Below are 22,193 nucleotides of genomic sequence, written 5' to 3'. Positions count from 1 at the left end.
ACGCTGTTCTAGAGACCGAGGTAAGGCTGTCCCTATTTATGTCGGTCGAATACAGGTGGAACTTGAGCGCTGATCTGTAAAGTTGTCAAGAAACTGATATTAGTCTGCTATCGCATGGTGACAATACAGAAAAGAGCCAAGCACAAACGAAAAAAAACCCGGCAATGCCGGGTTTTTTTGTCTGGATCAGCGCTTAGGCTTTGAAGGTTTTGCCTTCAAATTGCTCAGCGACGAACTTCCAGTTGACCAGATTCCAGAACGCTTCTACGTACTTCGGCCGCACGTTGCGGTAGTCGATGTAGTAAGCGTGTTCCCACACATCGCAGGTCAGCAGCGGTGTTTCGCCGCTGGTCAGCGGGTTGCCGGCACCGATGGTGCTGGCCAGAGCCAGGGAACCGTCAGCCTTTTTCACCAGCCAGCCCCAACCGGAACCGAAGGTGCCGATGGACGTTTTGCTGAACTCTTCTTTGAACTTGGCGAAAGAGCCGAACGCAGCGTTGATCGCGTCAGCCAGAGCGCCGGTAGGTTCGCCGCCAGCGTTTGGCGCCATGCAGTTCCAGTAGAACGTGTGGTTCCATACTTGAGCGGCGTTGTTGAAGATACCGCCCGAAGAAGTCTTGATGATCTCTTCCAGGGTCTTGCCTTCGAACTCGGTGCCTGGCACCAGGTTGTTCAGGTTCACGACGTAGGTGTTGTGGTGCTTGTCGTGGTGGTATTCCAGGGTTTCACGGGAAATGTGCGGCTGCAGGGCATCGTGTGCGTAGGGCAGCGCTGGCAATTCAAAAGCCATGGTTAATCTCCTAATCAGGTCAGTTGCGGTGAGCGCAAGGCCGATCACGGGCGGCCAGACATAAACATGCGTCGGGGAGTTTGTACTCTTTGCGACGCAGGGGCTGGATCATAGCACCCGGCCTGCGCCATAACCACGCAACAACTGTGTGGAATAGAGGTTCCAGAGCCTTGTCGTAAACCTGATGATAAATATTGATCAGCCAACGAGACCTGATAACAATCGCAGATGGGGGGTCGATCCACGGGGTTTATGCGTTGCCCCGAACACTCCGCACTCAGCTCGCTCGAATCAATTGCGCCGCCACACTGAACATCATCACCGCCACCAGTAGATCCAGCATGCGCCAGGTCGCTGGCCGCGCGAGCCAAGGGGAGAGCCACGCCGCACCCACGGCCAGCGTGGTGAACCACAACAATGAGGCACTGGCGGCACCGACCACATAAGCGCCGGGCACACTTTGCTGCGCGCCAAGCGAACCGATCAACAGCACGGTGTCCAGATACACGTGGGGGTTGAGCAGCGTTACCGCCAAAGCACTGAGCAGCACTGCACGCCGTGAGCGCAGCCCGGGTTTTTCATTGAGTTGCAGGCTTTGCCGGGAGCACGCGCGACGCAGCGCCAGGCTGCCGTACCACAGCAGAAATCCGGCCCCGCCCCAGCGGGCAATCGACAATAACAGTGGATTTTGTGCCAGCACATTCGCCAGCCCGAAAACCCCGGCGGCCACCAGCAGGGCATCACATACGACGCACAGTGCCGCCACGGGCAGGTGATGTTCGCGGCGCAGGCTTTGTGCGAGGACGAACGCGTTTTGCGTGCCGATCGCCATGATCAGCCCAGCGGCCACCAACAGGCCATTGAGATAACTTTGCCACATATCCGTCATTCCTCTGTAAAGCTACTCATGTTTGCGCGGCCATCGGCGTCAAAAATGGAGACGTAATTCCTTGGTTGATGCAGTTTGTGTGGCGAGTGTGGGGTGCTTGGCTGTATAAGAAAAACAAATAATGCTCATCACTCATTAGAAAAAATGATGTTCGACTATAAATTGCTCTCCGCTTTGGCGGCTGTCGTCGAGCAGGCGGGTTTCGAGCGTGGCGCTCAGGTCCTGGGCCTGTCCCAATCAGCGGTATCGCAACGGATCAAATTGCTTGAGGCGCGGGTCGGTCAGCCCGTGTTGATCCGTGCCACCCCGCCGAGCCCGACAGAGATTGGCCGACGCTTGCTCAACCATGTGCAGCAGGTGCGTCTGCTTGAACGAGACCTGCAAAGCCAGGTGCCAGCACTGGACGAAGAAGGCATGCCCGAACGCCTGCGCATCGCGCTTAACGCCGACAGTCTGGCGACATGGTGGGCAGCCGCAGTCGGGGATTTTTGCGCCGAGCAGCATCTATTGCTGGACCTGGTGGTCGAGGACCAGGACGTGGGCCTCAAACGGATGCGTGCCGGTGAAGTGGCCGCTTGTGTGTGCGGCACCGAGCGCCCGGTGGCAGGCGCGCGCAGCGTGTTACTGGGTGCCATGCGCTATCGTGCCGTGGCCAGTCCCGGTTTTATCACCCGGCACTTTCCGCAGGGTGTTGCCGCCGTGCAATTGGCGCGCTCACCGGCGCTGGTGTTTGGTCCCGATGACTTTCTTCAGCACCGTTACCTGGCATCGCTGGGCGTGGAGGGTGGCTTCGAGCATCATTTGTGTCCGTCGTCCGAAGGGTTTCTGCGCATGGCCGAAGCGGGGCTCGGTTGGGGGCTGGTGCCGCAGGAGCAGGTGCGTGATCAGATGCAGCGCGGCCTGTTGGTGGAACTGTTGGCTGATCACCCCATCGATGTCCCGTTGTATTGGCATTATTGGCGCAATGGCGGTCAGTTGCTGACGCAGTTGACGGAGCATCTGACCCACCGGGCAGGTCAATGGCTAGTGCCGCTTAACATTTCGTGAGCGTCACTTGCTTCGAGCCACGCAATAAACAACACACGTAATGAACACACACACAGTTAACGGAGCGGTAAATGAAGATTCTGGTCACCGGCGCAAGCGGCTTCATCGGCGGACGCTTTGCGCGTTTCGCGTTAGAGCAGGGCTTTACCGTGCGGGTCAACGGCCGTCGTGCCGAGGGCGTCGAGCATCTGGTGCGCCGTGGTGCGGAATTCATTCAGGGTGATTTGTCCGATCCCGAACTGGTACAGCGGCTATGCCATGACGTCGAAGCTGTGGTGCATTGCGCCGGAGCCGTGGGGGTTTGGGGTCGACGTCAGGACTTTCAGCAAGGCAACGTGCAAGTGACGGAAAACATCGTCGAAGGCTGCCTCAAGCAGCAGGTGCGGCGGTTGGTGCATCTGTCGTCGCCGTCGATTTACTTCGACGGTCATTCGCATCTGGGGATCAAGGAAGAACAGGTGCCCAGGCGCTTCATCAATCATTATGCGGCGACCAAATACCTGGCAGAGCAAAAGGTTTTCGGTGCCGAAGAGTTCGGGCTGGAAGTCATCGCCTTGCGCCCGCGCTTCGTCACGGGCGCAGGCGATAACAGCATCTTCCCGCGGCTGTTGAACATGCAGCGCAAAAAACGCCTGTCGATTGTCGAAAATGGCCTGAACAAGGTCGACTTCACCAGCATCCAGAACCTCAATGACGCACTGCTCAGCAGTCTGCTGGCGGCCGGTTCCGCCTTGGGCAAGGCCTACAACATCAGCAACGGCATGCCGGTTCCACTGTGGGATGTGGTGAATTATGTGATGCGTCAGATGGAACTGCCACAAGTCACCCGCTACCGCTCCTATGCGCTGGCTTACAGTGCCGCCGCCTTGAACGAGGGGGCTTGCCTGTTGTGGCCGGGGCGCCCGGAACCGACGTTGTCGCGGCTGGGCGTGCAGATGATGAGCAAGGATTTCACGTTAGACATCAGCCGGGCCCAGCATTATCTGGACTATCAGCCACGGGTCAGCCTGTGGACGGCACTGGACGAGTTTTGTGGCTGGTGGAAAGCGCAACAGTCGATTTGAAGCAGGACCTCTTGGTCGGCGGGTCAGTGGTTATACTGCAATCCTTTTCAGTTTCCAGCAGCTTCCAAAAGGTTTAACCATGCGTAACGACCCGCACGATGACTTCCATGATGTGCCGAACCTCAGTGCCAAAGACGACGATGACGATTTTGCACCGACCGCCGCTGCTCGTGAGCGCACGACGGTGTATTCGCGCAGCACGCCAGTGGTAAAGGTCAACCGCGCCAACACCGGGCCTATCTGGGCGTTGGTCGGCGCATTGTTCATTGCCTTCGCTGGGCTGGCCTGGTGGAGTTTTCAGCAGGTTTCGTTGATGGAGCAGCAACTGGTTGCGACTCAGGAAAGCTTTGCTCGCATCAGCGAGGAAGCAGCAGGGCGGTTACAGGATATCTCCGGGAAAGTGGTGGCAACCCAGTCGGTCGCCAGCAATGGCAGTGAGGCGTTGAAACTGCAAATTCAGAAGCTGGAAAGCAAACTGAACGATCAGGACAAACAGCAAGAGGGCGTCGTCGGCCAACAAAGTGGCTTGGGCAAGCGTCTGGAGCAGATGTCTGCGCAGACTGCCCAGTTGCAGACCGCCAATGCTCAGCTAGAAGAGCAAGTGAAAAGCCTGGGTAGCGAACTGGCGGCATTGAAAGGTGCCCAGCCCGACGTGAAGTCCACGCAGTCCATTCAAGCCCAGCTTGATGCCCAGATGAAAAGCCTGAGCGCTGATGTGGCCGCGCTGAAAAAGCAGGGCAATCCAAGTGTGGCCATCGACCGTCTTGAGCAAGAGGTATTGGTGCTCAAGAGCGAGCAGGACAATCGTCCGGCTGCTGCGGCTCAAGGTGGCAGTACCGCTGAGTTTGATGCGTTCCGTGGGCAAGTCACGCGCAACATTAGTACCTTGCAAAGCCAGATTCAGAATCTGCAACAGCAGATTAACGCCCGTTAGTCAGCAGTGAGCACATAAAGGCGCGCACGCATTGGTGTATCGATAAAACCGGTGCGCAGCGTGGCCCTAAGTATTTACAGTGATTGGAATTAGCTCGGTTGCGTGTGGGGCTTTTCTGTTTATTGATGTTTCTTGATAATGAGCCGTGGAGAGGCTTGTCTTTTGTTAGTTATTTTGTAAGGTGTCTTTAGCGACTGAGTTGTTCTGGGTCGAAGCGGGTTATTGAAGTGCTGCATGCCCGTTAAATAAATAACCTTGCGATAAATAATTAACACCCGGTCAGGCTATTTGTTGCGGGCCGGGTAAAAGGAAAATGTGATGAATGCACCACTCGATAGTATTGGCTCTGGCCTTGGGACTGATGTTCCTCATGCGGAAGCTTTGATTGCGTCCCCTGCCAGACCGCCTGGTGATAAGTTTAAAAAGCCGATAAAAAAAGATACGTCCGGGGACAAAACGTCGACGTCCAAAGATAAGCCCAAGGGCCCTTCAACCAAGCCACCGCTGACTCTGGACAAGCCAAAAGGCCCTCCAGCCAAACCATCGATTTCCCTGGACAAGCCAAAAGCTCCACCCGCCAGGCCACCGATGGTCTTGGACAAGCCAAAAGCTCCGCCCGCCAAGCCTCACGTCGATCAGGCGGGCTTGCCAGCCCGAGAGCTTCCGGAAAAACCGGCGCCCCGCAGTATCCTGGAAAGCGTTAGCACTGCCTTTGATATAGCCGCTAACGCCTTTTCGATCGCTTCCACCATCAAGGATTTGTCCACTGGCCAGCCCGCTCCCATCGTTAAGCTGGCCGATGGAACCGTGGTCAATAACGAAACGTCGACCGTTACACTTCCCGATGGGAAAGTAATCGATGACGCTAACAAGACAGTGACTCATCCAGATGGAAGTAAACAATACGCAGACGGGACGACCGAGTATCCGGATGGGTCAATCAAAGACCCTGTCGGTGATATCAAGTACCCGGATGGAAGGTGGTATTACTCGGCAGACAAAGTGATGCGTCATGTTGACGGCACTTTTGAATATGAAGATGGCACGGTAACCGACGCAGACGGTAAACCCGTCGGCAAGCGTGCGTAGGGCGCGCGGGAATACATATTGACTGCTCTGGCGCTGTTTGTAATGGGCGCTAGTTGTTTGTGTGGTCATTAGATAAAAAGCCCCGGCTCTAAGGATCGGGGCTTTTTTAGTGTGGCGTGAACGTCTTACATTCGTGGGTAATCGATATAACCGACCGGGCCCTTACTGTAGAAAGTTTCCAGATGTGCGGGGTTTAGCGGTGCATCTTGTTGCAGACGCTCCGGCAGATCCGGGTTGGCGATGAACGGCACGCCGAACGCAACGGCATCGGCTTTGCCACTGGCCAGCCAGGCGTTGGCGCTGTCTTTGGTGAAGCGTTCGTTGGCGATGTACTGGCCGCCGAAGGCTTTTTTCAGCTGTGGGCCAAGGCTGTCGCCAGCTTCTTTTTCACGGGAGCAGATAAACGCGATCCCACGCTTGCCCAGTTCACGGGCTACGTAGGTGAAGGTTTCGGACAGGTTCTCGTCGCCCATGTCATGGGAGTCGGCACGTGGCGCCAGGTGCATGCCGACACGGCCCGCGCCCCAGACTTCGATCACCGCATCGGTCACTTCCAGCATCAGGCGTGCACGATTTTCCAGCGAGCCGCCGTATTCGTCGGTGCGGTGGTTGGTGCTGCTTTGCAGGAACTGATCGAGCAGGTAACCGTTGGCACCGTGGACTTCGACACCGTCGAAACCGGCGGCCTTGGCGTGTTCCGCTCCTACGCGGTAAGCATCGACGATCTCGGCGATTTCAGCGGTTTCCAGGGCGCGCGGTACCGGGTAGTCAGACAGTGGACGAACCAGGCTGACGTGGCCCGCAGGGGCAATCGCGCTCGGAGCGACCGGGGTTTCACCGTTGAGGTACGACGGATGGGAAATCCGGCCAACGTGCCACAGTTGCAAAACGATACGGCCGCCTGCAGCGTGCACGGCTTTGGTAATGTTGCTCCAGCCCCGTACCTGGTCGTTGGACCAAATACCGGGCGTGTCAGGGTAGCCGACGCCCATTGGCGTGACCGAGGTCGCTTCGCTGATGATCAGGCCCGCCGAGGCGCGCTGAACGTAATACTCAGCCATCAGTGCATTGGGGACGCGACCTTCATCGGCGCGGCAGCGGGTCAGCGGCGCCATGATGATGCGGTTCGGCAATTTCAGATCGCCCAGTGTAATCGGGTCAAAAATAGTGGTCATGGTGTAGAACCCTCTAAGGATCAGTCGGTAGCAGGTGCCAGATCGGGGTTAACGCTCTGGCGAAAAGTAAGCAGGGTCACCAGCAGTGCGAGCACCGCCAGCGCTGCAGCGGCCACAGGCACGCGGGTCAAGCCGAAGCCGTGTGCGATTACGCTCCCACCCACCCAGGCGCCCAGGGCGTTGCCGATGTTGAAGGCGCCGATGTTCAGGGTCGAAATCAGGTTGGGCGCGGCCTTGCCGAAGGTCATCACGTTCACTTGCAGGGCGGGCACGGCTGCGAAGCTGGCGGTGGCCCAGAGGAACAGGGTTATTTCAGTTGGAATGAGCGCGGTGCTGGTCCAGGTCAGCACGGTGGAGACCACCGCCATGACGATGAACACGCCGATCAGGGTCAGCGACATGTTGCGGTCGGCCAGCTTGCCGCCAATCACATTGCCCAGGGTCAAACCCAGGCCGATCAGCAGCAGGGTCCAGGTCACGCCGCTGGGTGATACCCCGGTGACGTCGCCGAGCAATGGGGCGATGTAGGTGAACAGGGTGAACACGGACGCGGCGAACAACACGGTCATGCTCAGTGATAGCCAGATTCCGGCGCCAGTCAGGGCGGCCAGTTCGGCACGCATGTCGAGTTTTTCCTCGTCATGTTTGGCCGGCAGGAAGCGGATCAAACCGATCAACGAGATCACGCCGAGCAGCGTCACCGCCCAGAAGGTCGAACGCCAGCCCGCCAACTGCCCCAGCGCGGTGCCCAGTGGCACGCCCAGGACGTTGGCCAGGGTCAAACCGGTGAACATCATGGCGACGGCCGAAGCGCGACGATTGGGCGCGACCAGGTTGGCCGCAACGACCGAGCCGATACCGAAAAATGCACCGTGACACAGGGCGGTGACAATCCGGGCGAACATCAGCAGGTTGTAGTCGCTGGCGAGGGCGCAGAGCAGGTTGCCGATGATGAAAATCACCATCAGCGAAACCAGTGCGGCCTTACGGGGCAGTCTGGCGGTGACCAGGGCCATGAACGGCGCGCCGATAGCCACGCCCAGGGCGTAACCGGTCACTAGCCAGCCAGCGCCAGGGATCGAGACACCGAGGTCAGCCGCGACATCGGGCAGCAGCCCCATGATCACGAATTCCGTGGTGCCAATAGCGAAGGCGCTCAAGGCCAGCATCAGTAGCGAAAGAGGCACGAAGCGTCTCCTGAAAAGTGGGAAGAAATCAGAGCTGCTTGTTCATTTCTTGCAGGAACGCCTGGATGGCGTCTTCGTTGCGTTTGAAAAAGTGCCATTGGCCGACCTTTTTGTTGGTGATCAGACCGGCACGTTGCAGGACCGCCAAGTGCGCAGAAACGGTGGACTGGGAGAGGCCGGCACGTTGGTCGATCTGTCCGGCGCAAACGCCGTTGTCCAGCGAGTGATCCTGATTGGGAAAGCAGGCGTGAGGGTCTTTGAGCCACGCGAGTATTTCGCGGCGAACAGGGTGGGCCAGCGCTTTTATTATTTCGTCGAGGTCGATAGACATGTCGTTCTCAAATCCGTGTATAGCGGTATATCGCGATTCAGCGAACTTTATATCTATATTTCGCGATATACAAATATGAATGGGTGCTAAGCATCGCATAAAACGCTATATCGGGTTATATCGATATAGGCCTCGGTGCGGAATAGGCGTACGCTTGGCTCATGAATTATCTCGCACACCTCCACTTGGGCGGTCAGCGCTCGGCGCAATTGCTCGGCAGTCTGTACGGCGATTTCGTCAAAGGACCGCTGCCGGGACGTTTTACCCCCGAACTCGAAGCGGCGATCCAGCTGCATCGCAGCATTGATTCGTTCACCGATACGCACCCGCTGATCAAGCAGTCCATCGCCCGCTTCCCGCTGGAGCGACGGCGTTTTGCCGGCATCGTCCTGGATGTGTTTTTCGATCATTGCCTAGCGCGGGACTGGGCGGTGTATGCCGAACAACCGCTGGATGCATTCACCGCCAGGGTTTATCGGGTGCTGGCCGCCGAACCGGCGTTACCGGAGCGTCTGGCCCTGATCGCGCCGCGCATGGCGGCCCAGGACTGGCTGGGCTCTTATCGGGAGTTCGAGGTGCTGGAGCAGGTGCTGAGCGGGATTTCACGACGCCTGTCGCGACCGCAAGGATTGGCCGGCGCCATGCATGAATTGCAGGCGCTGTATCAGCCATTAAGTGCGGATTTCGCAGAGTTTTACCCGCTGTTGCAGGATTTTGCTCAGGCTGCTTTGGCCGAGCGCTCAGCCCTTGGCTGAGCGACCTCGCCAAACAGGGCCAGGTGCACGGCTTGCTGAGCCTGAAACGCCAAAGCAGCGCGTTCTTGATGTTGGCTGGCGATCGGAGGGAGTAACTGGATATGCACATCACCCTGCTCGTTGGCGAACAAACGGCGCAGGTGTGAGAGCAGGTCGTCGTCGCCGATGAACGGCGCTATAGGGTCAGGCTTGCCGTCACGCAGATAACGAATGGCAACCGGCTGCAACGGCACGCCTGCATCGATTGCGCTGGACAGCAGGCGACCATGGAAGGTGCGCAGGCTGCGGCCGTCGGTGGTGGTGCCCTCGGGGAAAATCATCAGCGCATCATTTTCTTGCAAGTGCCGGGTCATTTGTCGCTGGATCAATCGGCTATCGCCCGAACCGCGACGGATAAACAAGGTGCCCGCTTTCAACGCCAGCCAGCCAGCCACCGGCCAGGTCCGCACTTCAGCTTTGGACAGAAACGACAGAGGGGCGAGCATCCCCAGCAAAGGGATATCGGTCCACGACACATGATTGCTGACCCACAGCATCGGCTCACGCGGCAGCTCGCCGCTGACGGTTACGCGAAAGGGCAGGGCGCCACTCAAGTGGGTCATGAACCAACTGGCCCAGCGTTGCCGACGCGCCATGGAGTTGCCGATGCGCAAGCGTTCAAGCACACCGAACGCGCCGGCAATGGTCAGCCCCAGAGCAATCACCCACAGCACCCGCGCAACACGGGCATAGCCGCGTACCCGGCTCATCACACGGCCGCCTTGAAGTGGCGGGCGTAACGGGGGCACAGCTCGTCGCGTTTGAGCAGAATGAAAACGTCGGCCACCTGGAAGTCTTCATCCCAGCATGGCTCGCCGCAGATTTTTGCCCCTAACCGCATATAGGCTTTGAGCAGTGGCGGCATTTCACAGATGACGTTCTTGGGCAGGTCGAAGACTGGCAGCGGATTTTTCGGCTCGGCACGCAGATGTTCAGTGCTCAGGTAGCGTTCGCGCAAGCGCTGCATGATCGCGTGGGCCTGGATGCCACCATCTTGCATCGGAATGCTGGCACAGCCCATCAGGTAGCTGTAGCTGCCTTCATTGAGGATTTCCGCCAGCTCACTCCACAACACCGCGATGGTGCCGCCGTTGCGGTACGCCGGATCAACGCAGGTACGCCCCAGCTCCAGAATCGGGCCTTGCAGATGGCCGAGGCCGTGCAGGCTGAATTCCTCTTCGCTGTAAAAACGTCCCAAGGTGTTGGCGGCTTTATGGTCGAGCAAACGGGTAGTCGCCACCAGACGGCCCGTGGTGAGGTCGCGTACGCCGATGTGCGCACAGTGCACATCGTAGTCATCCCTGTCCAGGCCAAGTTCGGCGCCTTTGAGTTTGGCGTTGAACTCGCCGCTGAACACGCTGAAGCGTAAGGACTGGGCTTCATGCAGTGCCTGTGGTCCAATTAGGCGTTCAGCCTGAAGGCGACGTTCGGCACCTGTGTCACGACTGCGGGCGATCTGGGTCATGGGTCGTCTCCGTAAGCCAGCCATGGGTTTGCGGCCGGTCGACTGTGTGGTACGGAGTTAGGCTAGGGAGAGCCGATGTCACCACCATTAAGCTTTGGTGATGCTTGTATGACAGGACCGCCGGAGGGTCATCGCGGCCTGACAGAATCGGAGCGGTCCTCTCAGGCTTGTCACGAATCGCTGCTAGGGTTATAGAGACTTCGCAAGAGATTACTCCATGAATCTTCGGCTTTTTTTGCGTTTGTGCCAGTCCGTGGCATTGGGCTTGTGCGCCTGTTCGGCGTTGGCGCAAAACTGGCCCGGCGAACAATGGTCAAGCGCCCCTGCGGCACGGAGCCCGGCGGTGCTAGCGTTGGAGGATTACGCCTTCCCAGCACGTGATGACGCGACCCGCAAAGGCATCCGCACCGATGCGCTGTTGGTGATCCGCGACGGACAACTGGTTTACGAGCGCTATGCGGCAGCGACCACGGCCAACACGGCGCATTTGACTTGGTCAGTCAGCAAAAGCGTGATGGCCAGCGTGCTTGGTGTCGCGTTTGGTGAAGGGCGTTTCCAGCTGGGCGATTCAGTGAGCACATTCTACCCACCGTTCAAGGCCCACCCGGACATCCGTGTGCAGGATTTGCTGCATTGGGCCTCGGGTCTGGATTGGCAGGAAGACTATGAGTACGCGCCGCTCAACTCCTCAGTGGTAGCGATGCTTTATACCCGAGGGCACCGCGATATGGCCCGATTCACCGCTGGGCATGGCGTGGCCTGCGCGCCGGGAGCCGTCTACCGTTATTCCAGCGGTGACAGCAACGTATTGTCTGCAGCCTTGAAAGGCATGGTCGGTGACAAGGCCTACCCGGACTATCCCTGGACTGCGCTGTTCGAGCCGCTGGGCATTCGCAGCGCGGTGTGGGAAACCGATGGGAGCGGCATCTTCGTCAGCTCGTCTTATGCCTACATGAGCGCGCGGGATCTGGCGCGTATCGGCCTGCTGATGCAGCGTGGCGGTCGCTGGCAGGACAAGCAGTTACTGCCTAAGGCCTGGGTCGACTTCAGCCTGACGCCATTCGCTCACAATCAATCTGCGTCAGATAATGAAGTGCCGGGCGGACAGTGGTGGTTGAATCGCCTGCCCGATGCCGACACCTCAATAAGGCCTTGGCCCGATGCACCGCCGGATGCCTTCGCCGCGCTCGGGCATTGGGGGCAGGCCTTGTATGTGGTGCCCAGCGCCAATCTGGTGATCGTGCGTTACGCCGATGACCGTGATGCGCGTTACGACGACGATCAATTGCTCAAGCGGGCACTGGCTGCGTTTGCCGGGGAGGGTGAGCAGTGAACAGTCATCGCTGGTTTGTCCTGCGCCGCCCATTCAGCAGCCTGCTGTTGCTGGTGGCCCTGATGGTAGCCGTGTTGGCTTGGCAGAACCGTGTTGCATTGCGGGTTTTCCCGAGCATCATCAGTGCCTATACGGCCAAGGAGTATTGTTCGTGCCGATACGTGACGGGCAACCCTGCTGACTATTGCGCGGCGTACGTGAAGCAATACGTGCCCAGTAGTCTGGTCGATGACGTCGAGAATAAACGCGTGACCGCCACTGGCTTTGGCCGTAGCAGCAGCGCGGCATGGCAGAACCCGCGTCAGGGCTGTCAGCTGGATCTATGACCCGCTGAGGCGTTGCCCGCTGGCGTTTGCACAGCATTTGCCAGCTCTCTGACAGCCGGTTAAGGTTGGCGCCAAATGCGCACCTGGAGCTTGCATGCACACGATGACCCGCCTGGCCCTCCTTGGCGTGCAGGCCCTGCTTGGAGTCCTGGCTTTGCCGGCCCACGCCAGTTGGTATCTGGATAACGAGTCATCGCGACTGTCGTTTATTTCCACCAAAAATGCTGACACGTCTGAAGTGCATCGCTTTCTCGTCTTGCACGGTAAGGTCGACCTGAAAGGCATGGCCGAACTTCAGGTCGAGCTCGACTCCGTCAGCAGTGGTATTCCCCTGCGCGATGAACGCATGCGTGATCAGTTGTTTGAGGTTAAACAGTTTCCTTCGGCGCAGATTGCCGCGCAACTCGACTTGCGGCCGATCAACGACCTGGCGCCCGGTGCTCAACTGGAACTGCGCCTGCCACTGACCGTCACCCTGCACGGCGCCTCCCACCGCTACAGTGCCGAACTGCTCGCCACCCGGCTTGATGATCGACGATTCCAAGTGGTCACCCTGGAGCCTTTAGTGGTGCATGCCGAGGATTTCGATTTGGTGCCTGGCCTGAGCGCTTTGCGCAAGGTCGCCGGGTTGTCGGCAATCAGTTTGTCGGTACCGGTGGGTGCCGTGCTGATTTTCACGGCGCGCTGACATGAGTCGAGCGATCTTTGCCTGGCGCAGCAGCAATAAATTCAGTTTGCTGGTCGACGGTCCTGCGTTTTTCCCGCGCATGATCGAGGCTATAGAACAGGCGCAACATCAGATTGAACTGGAACTTTATCTGGTCGAAGCCGGAGCCTGTGCCGATGCGGTGGTTCAAGCGCTGGTCCACGCGGCGTCACGCGGGGTCATTGTGCGCTGCTTGTTCGACGACTATGGCGCTCAGGCATTCACCTTGAACCTGCGCAATCGCTTGATCGAAGCAGGCGTCGTTCTGCGCTTTTACAACCCTGTGCGTTGGCACCGTGGTTTTCGTAACCTCTACCGCGATCACCGCAAGTTGCTGTTGGTGGACAAACGTCTGGCGGTGGTGGGGGGGACGGGCGTGACCGATGAGTTCTGGTTGCCGGAGCAGAACACCAGCCAATGGCATGAAGTGATGGTGGAAATCACGGGGCCGATGGTTGCTGACTGGCAAGTGCTGTTCGACCGGCAATTTCACGCTAATCATCGCCCTTTCGCATGGCGGCCGACGCTTCGTTTCGGGTTGCCGCACTTGCCCACGGTGCCGGTCGCCAGTCAGGGGTTGGGCCGCGTGGCCTACGCCGACGCCCGCCAGCACCGCGACATTTTGCAATCGTTGGTGCGTGCGATAAATAGTGGAAAGCGCCGAATCTGGCTGGCAACTCCGTACTTTCTCCCAACCTGGAAAGTCCGTCGTTCCCTGCGTAGAGCCGCTATGCGGGGTATCGATGTACGCCTGCTGCTGACCGGTCCACGTACCGATCATCCGTCGGTGCGTTATGCAGGCCATCGCTATTACCCGCGACTGCTCAAGGCGGGCGTGCAGATATTTGAATACCAACCGTGCTTTTTGCATTTGAAGATGGTCTTGATCGACGACTGGGTCAGTATCGGCTCGTGCAACTTCGATCACTGGAACCTGCGCTTCAACCTGGAAGCGAATCTCGAAGCCCTCGATCCCGGCCTGACGCTTGCGGTCGCTGCCAGCTTCGAAAACGACTTTGCGCTCAGCTCACCGGTCAGTCTCGAAGCCTGGGAGGCTCGGCCATTCTGGCGTCGGGTCAAGCAGCGTGCCTGGGGCTGGATTGACCGCCTGGTCGTCAACGTCCTCGACCGACGAGACTGATCCTTCCCGCAGCTTTTCACCGTCGTAGTAGTTGCCTATTACCTGTCTTGCCCCTATCGGCCGTAGCTTGACTACGCTTATTGCCCAAGCCCTACATTCAAGGAGAGCTTCAAATGGCCGCTAAAAAAATTCTCATGCTGGTTGGCGATTACGTCGAAGACTATGAAGTGATGGTGCCGTTCCAGGCGCTGCAGATGGTCGGGCATACCGTCCACGCGGTCTGTCCGGGCAAAACCAATGGCCAATCCGTGCGTACGGCGATTCACGATTTTGAAGGCGATCAAACCTACAGCGAAAAACCCGGGCACAACTTTGCCCTCAACTTCGATTTTGATCAGGTCAAGGTTGAGGACTATGACGCGCTGCTGGTGCCTGGTGGTCGCGCGCCGGAGTACCTGCGTTTGAATGAAACCGTGCTGGAGTGGGTGCGCGCGTTCGACAAGGCCGATAAACCCATCGCGGCGGTCTGCCATGGCGCGCAACTGCTCGCCGCAGCGGGTATCCTCAAAGACCGTCAATGCAGTGCTTATCCTGCGTGCGCGCCGGAAGTGCGTCTGGCCGGTGGCGAGTTCATCGACATCGCGGTAACCGCTGCGCACACCCAAGGCAATCTGGTCACCGCGCCAGCCTGGCCTGCGCATCCGAGCTGGTTGAACGGCTTCCTGAAACTGCTCGGAACCGAAATTATTTTGTAAGGAGGGCGTATGTGCGAGCTGTATGTCAAAGCTGATCCGATTCTCTACGAGTCGCGCTCACGGTCGCTGCGCATTTGCGGTGTGGTGACGACGCTGCGCCTGGAAAATCAGTTCTGGGACATCCTCGCCGAGATCGCTCAGCTCGATGGCATGACCACCAATCAGCTGATTGGCAAACTGTATGAAGAGGTCATGGATTATCGCGGTGAGGTGGTTAATTTTGCCTCGTTCCTGCGGGTCAGTTGCACGCGGTATTTGAGTCAGCGTCGCGTGGTGACGCCTGAGTTGAGCGTGGTGCGCTCCGCCGTCAAGTAATGTGCAAGGCATAAAAAACCCGATCAAGTGATCGGGTTTTTTATGCGAGGGGGCGTATCTGATACGTCGCTTTTACTGAACTTCTACCGCCAGACTTTCACTGATTTTCTTCTGCCAGATAGCTGGCCCAGTGATGTGTACCGATTCGCCTTTGCTATCGACTGCAACGGTGACCGGCATGTCTTTGACGTCGAACTCGTAGATCGCTTCCATGCCCATTTCGGGGAAGGCCACCACACGGGATTTCTTGATCGCCTGAGCAACCAGGTAAGCCGCGCCGCCGACAGCCATCAAATACACGGCTTTGTAGTCCTTGATCGCTTCGATGGCAGTCGGGCCGCGTTCGGATTTACCGATCATGCCCAGCAGGCCTGTCTGGTCGAGGATTTGGCGGGTGAATTTATCCATCCGCGTTGCGGTCGTCGGGCCAGCAGGGCCAACCACTTCGTCGCGCACCGGGTCGACTGGGCCAACGTAGTAGATGAAGCGACCCTTGAGGTCGAAAGGCAGTGTTTCCCCCTTGTCCAGCATCTCGACCATGCGTTTGTGCGCGGCGTCGCGACCGGTGAGCATCTTGCCGCTGAGCAGGATGGTTTCGCCGGTTTTCCAGCTCAGCACGTCTTCCGGTTTCAGGGTGTCGAGGTTGACGCGGCGCGCGGATGGACCGGCTTCCCAGACGATTTCCGGGTAGGCATCCAGCGGTGGCGCTTCCAGCGAAGCCGGGCCACTGCCATCGAGCACGAAGTGCGCGTGACGGGTCGCCGCACAGTTAGGAATCATGCACACCGGCAACGAAGCCGCGTGGGTCGGGTAGTCCATGATTTTCACGTCGAGCACGGTGGTCAGACCGCCAAGGCCCTGAGCGCCGATGCCCAGTTGGTTGACCTTCTCGAACAGCTCCAGACGGATCTCTTCGATACGGTTGGACGGGCCACGCAGTTTCAGCTCGTGAATGTCGATGGAGTCCATCAGTACTTGCTTGGCCATCACCGCAGCTTTCTCGGCGGTGCCGCCGATACCAATGCCGAGCATGCCGGGTGGGCACCAGCCAGCGCCCATGGTCGGTACGGTTTTCAGCACCCAGTCGACGATCGAATCGGACGGGTTGAGCATCGCCATCTTCGACTTGTTTTCCGAGCCGCCGCCTTTGGCCGCCACGTCCACTTCCACGGTGTTACCCGGGACGATGGAGTAGTGGATAACTGCCGGGGTGTTGTCCTTGGTGTTTTTACGAGCGCCAGCCGGGTCAGCCAGGATCGAAGCCCGCAGGACGTTTTCCGGCAGGTTGTAAGCGCGACGCACGCCTTCGTTGATCATGTCGTCCAGGCTCATGGTGGCACCATCCCAGCGCACATCCATGCCCACACGAACGAACACGGTCACGATGCCGGTGTCCTGGCAGATCGGCCGATGGCCGGTCGCGCACATGCGCGAGTTGATCAGGATCTGGGCGATGGCGTCGCGGGCCGCAGGCGACTCTTCGCGAAGATAGGCCTCATGCATGGCCTGAATAAAGTCTACGGGGTGGTAGTAAGAAATGAACTGTAAGGCGTCGGCGACGCTCTGTATCAGGTCGTCTTGCTTGATCACGGTCATGTGGCACGCTCCTCTGCTAGGACGGGAACATTCGATTAGCTGTTTCCAACAGTACCGCCGTGCTCTGCTGAAAAACATCTTTAAGTAAGCGCGCCGACTCACAACGCCGACGCAAAAAAGGCGCCGCAGTATAGCGTGGGGTTGGCCTGGACACATCCGCTTGCGTGCAAACGAAGGTCGGGCAAAGGGTGGGCACTGTTTTTGCGTGGCTAGAAGAAGCGTTGCCGTAATGGGGGGCGAGAATTGAATAGTTATTTTTGAATAGTCGCACTAAAGTAGCAATTGGCCTCTATGGTGGACCTTGTTAGCTCGACGGTTTTAATCGTACGGATTCTTGATTCATGCGCTGCAAGGCGTCGCAGGCCGGCAGGGGACGCGGCAGCGAACACCGGGTGTCCAGGCAGAACGCTGACTAATGGAATTAGCCACAGAGGCCGTTTGTGCCAGCACGGGAAGGAGTCCCTTTGAGCACGGTGAGTCAACGAGTGACCCCTAAAGCCATACAGAGTTTGTTGCTGAAACGATTTGCTTTGGCTGCCAGCACGTATGTGTTGGTGCTGGCACTGGTCTGGGTGGCAATTTTTACCGACTATTACCAGGCTCCCCTGCGCACGGCTGTCATTGGCAGCTGTCTGGTGGTGCTCTGCCAGTTGCTGCTGTTGGGGGTGTTTCTTGGCGGCTTCAACCTGCGTTTCAAAGACCCGAGTCTGACCGAGCTTCAGGTGCTGTTGGCGCTGGGGTGGCAAACATACCTGCTGGCCAATCTCGATAGCGCCCGGGGCACATTCTTGGTCATGTATGTGCTGATCATGCTGTTTGGCCTGTTCCATCTGACGCCCAAGGTATTTGTGCGCTGCGTGGCGTTTGTGTTCTTGAGCTTCTCCGGATTGAATCTATGGGAAGCCTTCCAGCGGACACTGGCGGATCCAGGCTTGGCCGCGTTACAAGTCTTCGCGCTGTTTATCGTATTGCTTTGGCTATGTCTGTACGCCCGCTATGTCCAGGCCTCGCGGCAGCGCATGCGTCAGCGCCGCTTTGCGCTCCAGGCGCATCAGGAGACCTTGCGCGGGATGATGCGTCAGCTTGAAGATCTGGTGGCGACTGACGAACTGACCGGCTTATATAATCGTCGACACTTTCTGCGCATGGCTTCCCGCGAACTGGAAACCATGGACAACAGTTATTCTCACGGTTTGGCGCTGATCGACCTGGATCACTTCAAACGCATCAACGATGCCCACGGCCATGCTGCCGGTGATCAGGTGTTGCAGGCTTTCGCCGCTGTTGCCACTGCCTGTCTGCGCGGGGGCGACGTATTGGCTCGCTATGGCGGGGAGGAATTCGTGCTGTTGATACCGCATTGCACTGCTGCACACCTGACCGGTTGTTGCGAGCGGCTGCGCGAGGCATTTACTCATGTCGAACTGGTTGGTCTGGAAGTGACTGAATTGAGCCTGTCAGTGGGGATGACCTTGCTGGAAGTGGGCGACGATCTTGACGAAGCCTTGCAGCGTGCGGATCAGGCGCTTTACCGCGCCAAGCGCGGCGGGCGAAATTGTTGTGCCGCGGCGTGGGAAAACGCCGATGCCTGACATCCGTGTCGGTGACCGGCAATGGCCGGTCGCTGCGGCGAGCAATCTGCTCGATGCCCTGAATAACGCCGGGATCGCCGTGCCCTACAGCTGTCGGGCGGGCAGTTGCCATGCCTGTCTGGTTCGCTGCCTGCAAGGCGAACCTGCGGATGCTCAGCCAGAAGCGCTGGACGCCGACAAACGTCAGCAGGGTTGGCGACTGGCCTGTCAGTGTCGGGTCGTCGAAGACCTGACCGTGGAAATTTTCGACCCCGGCCGCGATGGCCTGCCAGCCAAGGTTGCCAGTTGCGACTGGCTAAGCCCGACGGTATTGCGCTTGCGCCTGACACCCGAGCGGCCACTTCGCTATCGCGCCGGGCAGCATCTGGTGTTATGGACCGCCAATGGCATCGCTCGTCCCTACTCGCTGGCGAGCTTGCCGGAAGAGGATCGCTTCCTCGAGTTTCATCTTGATTGCCGTCACCCTGGCGCTTTCAGCGATGCCGCGCGGCAGTTGAAAGCGGGTGACCCGATGCGGCTGGGTGAGCTGCGCGGTGGTGCTTTGCACTATGATCCGGACTGGCACAACCATCCGTTATTGCTCCTGGCGGCAGGCACTGGGCTTGGTCCGCTGTGGGGCGTGTTGCGCGAGGCGCTGCGTCAGGAACATCAGGCGACCATTCGCGTGATCCATGTGGCCCAAGACTCCAGCGAGCATTACTTATCCACAGCACTGGCTGAACGGGCGGTGGCTTATCCACAACTGCAGATCCAATTACTCACCACAGCCGAACTCCCGGCCGCGTTGGCGGAACTGCGACTTGCTTCACGACAAACCATCGCCTTGCTTTGCGGGCACCCTGCCAGCGTCGAGATTTTCGCCAAGCGCCTTTATCTTGCGGGCTTGCCGCGCAGTCAGCTGTTGGCCGATGTGTTTCTCAGTCGCAGTTGAGCGCTGATCTCCCGAAACAAGGCGAAGATGCCCATTCAGGGACGGGATATTCAGGCGTAAAAAAGGCCCCGCAGTTCAAAAATGAACTGCGGGGCCTTTTGATACTGCCGTGGCAGCCTTAGACCATTGGATCGCCGACGTGCAGGATCTTCATGCCGTTGGTGCCGCCAATGGTGTGATAGCTATCACCTTTGGTCAGGATCACCCAATCGCCTTGCTTGACGAGACCACGTTTGACCAGCTCGTCCACCGCCGCCTGGCTGACCTGGCCCGGTGGCAGGGCCGCAGGGTCGAACGGTACGGTATAGACGCCACGGAACATCGCGGCGCGTGCCTGGGTTTCGCGGTGTGGGGAAAACGCGTAGATCGGCACGGAAGAACGAATCCGCGACATGATCAACGGCGTGTAGCCACTTTCGGTCAAGGCGATGATCGCCTTCACACCGGGGAAGTGGTTGGCGGTGTACATGGCCGCCAGCGCAATGCTTTCGTCGCAACGCTCGAATTTCTTGCCGATGCGGTGGCTGGAGGTTTTGCTGGTCGGGTGCTTTTCAGCGCCGACGCAAATCCGTGCCATGGCCTGGACTGCTTCGATCGGGTACGCGCCCGCAGCACTTTCTGCCGATAGCATCACTGCGTCGGTGTAGTCGAGCACTGCGTTGGCGATGTCCGACACTTCAGCCCGAGTCGGCATCGGGTTCTGGATCATCGACTCCATCATCTGCGTCGCCACGATGACTGCCTTGTTGTGGCGGCGTGCGTGCAGGATGATTTTTTTCTGGATACCGACCAGTTCCGCGTCACCGATTTCCACACCCAGGTCACCACGGGCAACCATGACGGCGTCACTGGCGCGAATCAGCGCATCGAGGGTTTCATCGTCTGCGACCGCTTCTGCGCGTTCGATCTTCGCCACCAGCCAGGCAGTACCGCCGGCTTCGTCGCGCAGTTTGCGAGCGTATTCCATGTCGGCGGCATCGCGTGGGAACGAAACGGCCAGATAATCCAGCTCCATTTCTGCTGCCAGCTTGATGTCGACCTTGTCTTTCTCAGTCAGGGCTGGTGCTGTCAGGCCACCGCCGCGACGATTGATGCCTTTGTGGTCGGACAGCGGACCACCGATCAACACCGTGCAATGCAAGGCATCGGCGGTGGCGGTATCAACGCGCATGACGACACGTCCGTCGTCGAGCAGCAGTTCGTCGCCTACGCCGCAGTCTTTGACCAGATCCGGGTAGTCGATGCCGACGATGTCCTGGGTGCCTTCAGTCAGTGGATGAACGGTAGAGAAGGTGAAGTGATCACCAATCTTGAGGTCGATCCGCTTGTTGGCGAATTTGGCGATACGAATTTTCGGGCCTTGCAGGTCGCCGAGCAGTGCGACGAAGCGCCCGTGCTTGGCGGCAATCTCGCGGACCAGGCGGGCGCGAGCTTTGTGCTCGTCCGGCGTGCCATGGGAGAAGTTCAGACGAGCGACGTCCATACCTGCCAGGATCAGTTGTTCGAGAACTTCCGGCGAGTTACTGGCAGGGCCAAGGGTAGCGACGATTTTGGTACGACGAACGGTCATTTACAGACTCCTTTGCTGAGGCGCTGCGAGAGGCTACTACTGTCCAGTCCTGTAGTCATTGTTCCTTTGCACTACCTTGGCCCGTCTTTTCTGGGCAAAAAACATCTTGAAGAAATCCTTGGTCGGGTCGATACATTGCAGAGCACAGGAGAGACCCATGCGAATTTTGATCGTTTTAGCCGTGATGGCCAGTGTCGGGGGCTGCACGCGTTGGTCGATGGACCAGCATCTGAACAGCGCTTACCGCTCGTATGCCGAGGGTAATTGCGACAGCGTGATGCTCGAATTGTCCCAGGTCGAGCGTGAAAGCCGTTCGCGTCGATACATCCAACCAGAGGTGTCGATGCTACGAGGGCAATGCCTGGAGCGTCAAAGCTTGTTCGTCGATGCGGCTCAGACCTACCAGTTCATCATTACCCAGTACCCCTCCAGCGAGTATGCGTTTCGAGCGCACGCACGTCTTGATACCCTGCAGCAACTCGGCCACTACCGCCGCGGTGAACCGGCACAGCCGAGCCCAGCCTCACTTTAATTACACCCGATTGGATGGGCGGTCATGTTTGGGAGTGCTCATACGGCTGTGTTGAGCTAGTCTCTGGGCGCAGGGAGTAAAAATACGTAAAAATAGTCGCACACGTGGCCATGGACCGGCGTACATCACGCAAAAAAATGCTCTGTTCCGAGACTCTGTTTTTAAAGGGTTCAGGTTATGGATGTGTTTGATGGCGTGCAGGTATCAAGGGAGAATTTGCCTCGGCAGCGATTATCGCCACGCCCCCGCGAACTCGAAAAGCACTAGCGCAACCATGCTTAATGGTTCATTCATAGCGACCGTCAAACATGCTTATCGAACGACGAATCGAACGTCATCAACTGCCTTATTTTTTGCAGGTTTTTAATCGATATACCGATAAACCGATAGGATGTCTCGGCAATGTGTCACAAGACGGTTTGATGTTGATCAGCGAGCTGCCGATTCTGGTAGGCGCGGATTTCGAGCTGCGTTTGAAGATACCGGATAACAATGGTGAAGAGAGAACCATCGATATCGATGGTCGTTGCCTCTGGTGTCACGAAGACGAAACGCCAAGGAACTACGATTCAGGGTTCCTGTTGCAGGCTTCACCCATCGAGTACGCACAGTTGATCCGTGCGTTGCAGCGTTACTTCAGCTTCCACTCTCTGGAAGCCCCGGTCTGAGCACAGGGTCTGTTTGACGCGGG

Annotated in this window: 24 protein-coding genes; 15 read left to right on the top strand and 9 right to left on the bottom strand. The window is 58.3% G+C overall.

Going from position 1 to position 22,193, the window contains the following annotated elements:
- Positions 1-193 precede the first annotated feature (193 nt).
- On the bottom strand, positions 194-790 hold the full coding sequence (gene sodB / locus QN399_RS13220; RefSeq protein WP_219062217.1) for a superoxide dismutase [Fe]: 597 nt from the start codon (positions 788-790) through the stop codon (positions 194-196).
- A 277-nt stretch (positions 791-1,067) separates the two neighbouring features.
- Positions 1,068-1,670, bottom strand: coding sequence for a LysE/ArgO family amino acid transporter (locus QN399_RS13215; RefSeq protein WP_219062216.1), 603 nt, complete (start codon positions 1,668-1,670; stop codon positions 1,068-1,070).
- A 156-nt stretch (positions 1,671-1,826) separates the two neighbouring features.
- Here QN399_RS13215 and QN399_RS13210 point away from each other — a divergent pair, with 156 nt between their 5' ends.
- From QN399_RS13210 to QN399_RS13195, 4 genes are all read left to right on the top strand, one after another.
- A complete protein-coding gene (locus tag QN399_RS13210) occupies positions 1,827-2,726 on the top strand; it encodes a LysR family transcriptional regulator ArgP (RefSeq protein WP_322181743.1) in 900 nt (299 codons plus the stop codon).
- 71 nt (positions 2,727-2,797) lie between these two features.
- Entirely contained in the window at positions 2,798-3,790 is a 993-nt protein-coding gene (locus QN399_RS13205) for an NAD(P)-dependent oxidoreductase (protein WP_330201026.1), read from the top strand.
- Positions 3,791-3,869: 79 nt separating this feature from the next.
- Entirely contained in the window at positions 3,870-4,724 is an 855-nt protein-coding gene (locus QN399_RS13200) for an ATPase (protein WP_322181739.1), read from the top strand.
- Positions 4,725-5,042: 318 nt separating this feature from the next.
- Complete coding sequence (locus QN399_RS13195; RefSeq protein WP_330201025.1) at positions 5,043-5,813, top strand: hypothetical protein; 771 nt, start codon at positions 5,043-5,045, stop codon at positions 5,811-5,813.
- 125 nt (positions 5,814-5,938) lie between these two features.
- Here QN399_RS13195 and QN399_RS13190 read toward each other — a convergent pair whose 3' ends face one another.
- From QN399_RS13190 to QN399_RS13180, 3 genes are read right to left on the bottom strand one after another with little or no spacing between them, the layout of a single operon-like run.
- Positions 5,939-6,988, bottom strand: a complete 1,050-nt coding sequence (locus QN399_RS13190) for an alkene reductase (RefSeq protein WP_322181734.1) — start codon at positions 6,986-6,988, stop codon at positions 5,939-5,941.
- A gap of 20 nt (positions 6,989-7,008) precedes the next feature.
- On the bottom strand, positions 7,009-8,175 hold the full coding sequence (locus QN399_RS13185; RefSeq protein ID WP_322181732.1) for an MFS transporter: 1,167 nt from the start codon (positions 8,173-8,175) through the stop codon (positions 7,009-7,011).
- Positions 8,176-8,203: 28 nt separating this feature from the next.
- Complete coding sequence (locus QN399_RS13180; RefSeq protein ID WP_322181730.1) at positions 8,204-8,506, bottom strand: helix-turn-helix transcriptional regulator; 303 nt, start codon at positions 8,504-8,506, stop codon at positions 8,204-8,206.
- Between the two features lie 161 nt (positions 8,507-8,667).
- Here QN399_RS13180 and QN399_RS13175 point away from each other — a divergent pair, with 161 nt between their 5' ends.
- The gene (locus QN399_RS13175) at positions 8,668-9,261 is read left to right on the top strand and encodes an ACP phosphodiesterase (RefSeq protein ID WP_322181727.1); all 594 of its coding nucleotides are present in this window, start codon (positions 8,668-8,670) and stop codon (positions 9,259-9,261) included.
- On the opposite strand, the gene QN399_RS13170 is transcribed toward QN399_RS13175, so the two are convergent.
- Both QN399_RS13170 and olsB read right to left on the bottom strand, forming a co-directional pair.
- Entirely contained in the window at positions 9,225-10,010 is a 786-nt protein-coding gene (locus tag QN399_RS13170) for a lysophospholipid acyltransferase family protein (RefSeq protein ID WP_322181725.1), read from the bottom strand. The genes QN399_RS13175 and QN399_RS13170 overlap by 37 nt on opposite strands.
- A complete protein-coding gene (gene olsB / locus QN399_RS13165) occupies positions 10,010-10,765 on the bottom strand; it encodes an L-ornithine N(alpha)-acyltransferase (protein WP_322181722.1) in 756 nt (251 codons plus the stop codon). The genes QN399_RS13170 and olsB overlap by 1 nt, the downstream gene beginning before the upstream one ends.
- Before the next feature lie 217 nt (positions 10,766-10,982).
- On the opposite strand from olsB, the gene QN399_RS13160 reads away from it, so the two are divergent.
- From QN399_RS13160 to QN399_RS13135, 6 genes are all read left to right on the top strand, one after another.
- Complete coding sequence (locus QN399_RS13160; protein ID WP_322217896.1) at positions 10,983-12,098, top strand: serine hydrolase; 1,116 nt, start codon at positions 10,983-10,985, stop codon at positions 12,096-12,098.
- Positions 12,095-12,424, top strand: coding sequence for an amidase (locus QN399_RS13155; RefSeq protein ID WP_322217894.1), 330 nt, complete (start codon positions 12,095-12,097; stop codon positions 12,422-12,424). Before QN399_RS13160 ends, QN399_RS13155 begins: the two co-directional genes overlap by 4 nt.
- 94 nt (positions 12,425-12,518) lie before the next feature.
- A complete protein-coding gene (locus QN399_RS13150) occupies positions 12,519-13,112 on the top strand; it encodes a YceI family protein (RefSeq protein WP_322181716.1) in 594 nt (197 codons plus the stop codon).
- Between the two features lies 1 nt (position 13,113).
- Entirely contained in the window at positions 13,114-14,271 is a 1,158-nt protein-coding gene (locus QN399_RS13145; protein WP_330201024.1) for a phosphatidylserine/phosphatidylglycerophosphate/cardiolipin synthase family protein, read from the top strand.
- A gap of 113 nt (positions 14,272-14,384) precedes the next feature.
- Entirely contained in the window at positions 14,385-14,966 is a 582-nt protein-coding gene (locus QN399_RS13140) for a DJ-1/PfpI family protein (protein WP_322181712.1), read from the top strand.
- Positions 14,967-14,975: 9 nt separating this feature from the next.
- On the top strand, positions 14,976-15,281 hold the full coding sequence (locus QN399_RS13135) for a ribbon-helix-helix domain-containing protein (protein ID WP_322181710.1): 306 nt from the start codon (positions 14,976-14,978) through the stop codon (positions 15,279-15,281).
- 72 nt (positions 15,282-15,353) lie between these two features.
- On the opposite strand, the gene QN399_RS13130 is transcribed toward QN399_RS13135, so the two are convergent.
- The gene (locus QN399_RS13130; RefSeq protein WP_322181708.1) at positions 15,354-16,877 is read right to left on the bottom strand and encodes a fumarate hydratase; all 1,524 of its coding nucleotides are present in this window, start codon (positions 16,875-16,877) and stop codon (positions 15,354-15,356) included.
- 485 nt (positions 16,878-17,362) lie between these two features.
- Here QN399_RS13130 and QN399_RS13125 point away from each other — a divergent pair, with 485 nt between their 5' ends.
- A complete protein-coding gene (locus QN399_RS13125; protein ID WP_322278449.1) occupies positions 17,363-18,469 on the top strand; it encodes a GGDEF domain-containing protein in 1,107 nt (368 codons plus the stop codon).
- Entirely contained in the window at positions 18,462-19,400 is a 939-nt protein-coding gene (locus tag QN399_RS13120) for an iron-sulfur-binding ferredoxin reductase (RefSeq protein ID WP_322181706.1), read from the top strand. Before QN399_RS13125 ends, QN399_RS13120 begins: the two co-directional genes overlap by 8 nt.
- Before the next feature lie 118 nt (positions 19,401-19,518).
- Here the strand turns inward: QN399_RS13120 and pyk are convergent, their stop codons facing one another.
- On the bottom strand, positions 19,519-20,970 hold the full coding sequence (gene pyk / locus QN399_RS13115) for a pyruvate kinase (RefSeq protein ID WP_322181704.1): 1,452 nt from the start codon (positions 20,968-20,970) through the stop codon (positions 19,519-19,521).
- A 157-nt stretch (positions 20,971-21,127) separates the two neighbouring features.
- On the opposite strand from pyk, the gene QN399_RS13110 reads away from it, so the two are divergent.
- Both QN399_RS13110 and QN399_RS13105 read left to right on the top strand, forming a co-directional pair.
- Positions 21,128-21,502 (top strand): tetratricopeptide repeat protein, encoded by a 375-nt coding sequence (locus tag QN399_RS13110; RefSeq protein ID WP_322181702.1) that lies wholly within the window; start codon positions 21,128-21,130, stop codon positions 21,500-21,502.
- A 308-nt stretch (positions 21,503-21,810) separates the two neighbouring features.
- Positions 21,811-22,170: a PilZ domain-containing protein gene (locus QN399_RS13105; protein WP_322181700.1), complete on the top strand. Its 360-nt coding sequence runs from the start codon at positions 21,811-21,813 to the stop codon at positions 22,168-22,170.
- The last annotated feature ends 23 nt before the right edge of the window (positions 22,171-22,193 follow it).

The organism is Pseudomonas sp. 10C3 (genome assembly GCF_036346185.1).
Lineage (GTDB): Bacteria > Pseudomonadota > Gammaproteobacteria > Pseudomonadales > Pseudomonadaceae > Aquipseudomonas.
The sequence above is the reverse complement of the archived record's forward strand: the minus strand, read 5'-3'. Positions and strand labels throughout refer to the sequence as shown.